Here is a 3,280-nt window from a genome sequence, read left to right on the forward strand (position 1 = left end):
GCACATGGATCGGCATCGCATATTCGATCTCGATCTCGTTCGACACTGCCGGCTCGGCATTGCGGATCAACGCCACGTCGGTCGAGGTGCCGCCCATGTCATAGGTGACGAGGTTTTCGAAGCCGGCGCGTTTTCCCGTATAAGCGGCGGCGATGACGCCCGAGGCCGGGCCGGACATGACCGTCTTGGCCGATTCACGTGTGACGAAGCGGGCCGAGATCATGCCGCCATTGCCGTTCATGATCAGGAAGTCGCGGGCATAGCCTTTGGCGGCCAATTCCTTGCGCAGCCGCTCGACATAGCGCTCGAGGATCGGCTGCACTGAGGCGTTGACCGAAGCGGTCACGCCGCGTTCGAATTCGCGCGCTTCCGACAGCAGCGCATGGCCTGCCGTGATGTAGCCGTTCGGCCAGAGTTCGGTGGCGATTTCGACGGCGCGCCGCTCATGTGCCGGGTTGGCGTAGGAATGCAGGAAATGGATGACCAGGGATTCGCAACCGGCCGCTATCAGCGTCTGCACTGCGTCGCGCATCTCGGTCTCGTCGAGCGGCGTGCGCACCGCGCCCGATGCTTCGACGCGCTCCGAGACTTCGAGCCTGAGATTGCGCGGAATGATCGGCACGAAGCTGCCGGTCATGCCATAGGCCTGCGGCCGCGTGCGCCGGCCCAGTTCGATCACGTCGCGAAAACCGCGCGTGGTGATCATGCCGGTTTTCGCCAGCCGGCGTTCGAGCACCGCATTGGTGGTGGTGGTCGTGCCATGCACGATGAGGTCGATGCTATCGATGGCAAATCCGGTGGCGCCGAGTGCCGAAACCACACCGAAAGCCTGGTTGTCCACCGTGGTCGGCGTCTTGGCCAGATACACCCGGCCGCCGTCGCTTCCGTCGATCAGGAGCAGGTCGGTGAAGGTGCCGCCGACATCGATACCGGCGACGACATTTCCCCGGGAATTGCGCGCTTGCGCCGAAATATTCTCTTCCATCGTCGAAACCCGAAATGCGCGGACTACGGATATGCGCCAGTTTGGAAAGCTGTTTTAAGGGAGCATCTTGACGCAAATATCGTTTGTATACTAATAAATTCCGGACACAAGAGCTTGCCGCTTTGCAGTGTGCGAACAGCCCGCCGGGATCTGAATGGTCCGGGCGTGCAGGTGAAAGTTTGGCGCCCGCGTCCACGGTTGGGCCAGAAGGTTGGATTTGATGAACACCACATCCGCTCTCAACACCGCCGGCGCCCGACCGCTGCAGTTCCCGATTCCGGCCAACGTCTATGCCGAAACCGTCGTCTCGGTGAAGCACTATACCGATCGGCTGTTCTCGTTCCGCATCACCCGTCCGCAGTCGCTGCGCTTCCGCTCCGGCGAGTTCGTCATGATCGGCCTGCCCAATGCCGAGAAGCCGGTGTACCGCGCCTATTCGGTGGCGAGCCCGGCCTGGGACGAAGAGCTGGAATTCTTCTCGATCAAGGTGCCGGACGGCCCGCTGACTTCGGAGCTGCAGAAGATCCAGGTCGGCGACACCGTCATCATGCGCCAGAAGTCGACCGGCACGCTGGTGGTCGACGCGCTGACGCCGGCCAAGCGGCTGTTCATGATCTCGACCGGCACCGGCATCGCGCCCTTCGCCAGCCTGCTGCGCGACCCCGACACCTACGACAAGTTCGATCAGCTGATCCTGACCCATACCTGCCGCGACAATGCCGAGCTGACCTATGGCCAGGAACTGGTCGCAGCACTCGAAAGCGACCCGCTGATCGGCGAGCTGACCTCCGGGCGCGTCACGCTCTACAATTCGACGACCCGCGAGGAATCGGCACGCATGGGCCGCATCACCGCGCTGATCGGCTCCGGCAAGTTCTACAGCGATCTCGGCATCGACAAGCTCAACCCGGAAACCGACCGGATCATGATCTGCGGCTCGATGCATATGCTGAAGGACGTCAAGGAACTGGCCGAAAGCCTTGGCTTCGAGGAAGGGTCGCTGAGCCATCCAGCGACTTTTGTCGTCGAGCGCGCCTTCGTCGGCTGAGACGCACCAACATCTCGAAGTCTATGTTTTTGACCGCACGGTCAAAAATTGCTGCTTTCGCCGCCTTTTTCGGTTATGACCGCCCGCAGGACTCGTGAAGTACGGCTTCACGGGCTATCTTCGGCACACGTCGCTGAATGAAAGGGCAGGAGATGAGCAGCACAATCCGCGAAGCCGATGTCGGCTCGTCCAAGGTGACGCCGCTGCCCGCGCGTGCCGCCGCCAACACAGCCGTTCCCCCGGACCATCGCATTGCGCGCAATCCAGGCATGAAGCTCGACCTCGGCTTCATGGAATCGGTGCGCAGCGTCAATCGCTCGGCGCTGGAACGGCGCGTCGCCAGCCTGACCAAGCGGCGCTCGATAAAGGCCGACAACCAGGCGGCCTGGCTGCTGCGCGCCGTCGCCTGCATGGATTTGACGACGCTGAATTCCAACGACACCGAGGAGCGCGTGCGCCGGCTCTGCGCCAAGGCGATCAATCCGTTCCGCCGCGACATTGTCGAGGGCCTCGGCATATCAGGTGAAACCATCCGCCCGGCCGCCGTCTGTGTCTACCACCCCTTCGTTGCCACCGCCGTCGATGCCGTGCGCGGCACTGGCATCCATGTCGCCGCCGTCTCCACCGCCTTCCCGCATGGCCTTACGCCGCTGTCGACCCGCCTGCAGGAGATCGAGGCCTCGGTCCGCGACGGCGCCGACGAGATCGACGTCGTCATCCCGCGCGGGCTGGTGTTCGGCGCCAAATGGCGGGAGCTCTACAACGAGATCGTCTCGATGCGCGCCGCCTGCGGTGACGCGCATCTGAAGGTCATCCTCGGCACCGGCGACCTCGCCACGCTGCGCAATGTCATGCTGGCCTCGATGGTGGCGATGATGGCGGGCGCCGATTTCATCAAGACCTCGACCGGCAAGGAAAGCGTCAACGCGACGCTGCCTGTCGGCCTCGCCATGGTGCGCGCCATCAGGGCCTATTTCGAGGAAACCGGCTATCTCATCGGCTTCAAGCCGGCCGGCGGCATATCCACGGCCAAGGCCTCGCTCGACTGGCTGGTGCTGATGAAGGAAGAACTCGGCCGGCCCTGGCTGGAGCCCGAGCTGTTCCGCTTCGGTGCCTCGAGCCTCTTGACCGACATCGAGCGCCAGCTCGAGCACCATCTGACCGGACACTATTCGGCCAATCATCGCCACGCGATGGCATGAGACATTTACCCCCACCCCGATCGGCCTTGCCGATCGGGGTGGGGG

Annotated in this window: 3 protein-coding genes; 2 read left to right on the forward strand and 1 reads right to left on the reverse strand. The window is 63.3% G+C overall.

Features of this window, described 5'->3' with window-relative positions; translation table 11 throughout:
- Positions 1-985, reverse strand: a 985-nt coding sequence (locus EN906_RS28130) for a hydantoinase/oxoprolinase family protein (protein ID WP_164777411.1), incomplete at its 3' end; no start/stop codon positions are given.
- A 220-nt stretch (positions 986-1,205) separates the two neighbouring features.
- Here EN906_RS28130 and EN906_RS28135 point away from each other — a divergent pair.
- Entirely contained in the window at positions 1,206-2,033 is an 828-nt protein-coding gene (locus tag EN906_RS28135) for a ferredoxin--NADP reductase (RefSeq protein ID WP_127267817.1), read from the forward strand.
- Positions 2,034-2,185: 152 nt separating this feature from the next.
- Complete coding sequence (deoC, locus tag EN906_RS28140; RefSeq protein WP_127267816.1) at positions 2,186-3,235, forward strand: deoxyribose-phosphate aldolase; 1,050 nt, start codon at positions 2,186-2,188, stop codon at positions 3,233-3,235.
- The last annotated feature ends 45 nt before the right edge of the window (positions 3,236-3,280 follow it).

The sequence above is a fragment of the Mesorhizobium sp. M7A.F.Ca.CA.004.06.1.1 genome (assembly GCF_003999135.1).
GTDB lineage: Bacteria > Pseudomonadota > Alphaproteobacteria > Rhizobiales > Rhizobiaceae > Mesorhizobium.

Excerpts from the sequence above, each read along its gene's own strand:
- deoC (WP_127267816.1), top strand. The coding sequence starts at position 2,186 with ATGAGCAGCACAATCCGCGAAGCCGATGTCGGCTCGTCCAAGGTGACG.
- EN906_RS28135 (WP_127267817.1), top strand. The coding sequence starts at position 1,206 with ATGAACACCACATCCGCTCTCAACACCGCCGGCGCCCGACCGCTGCAG.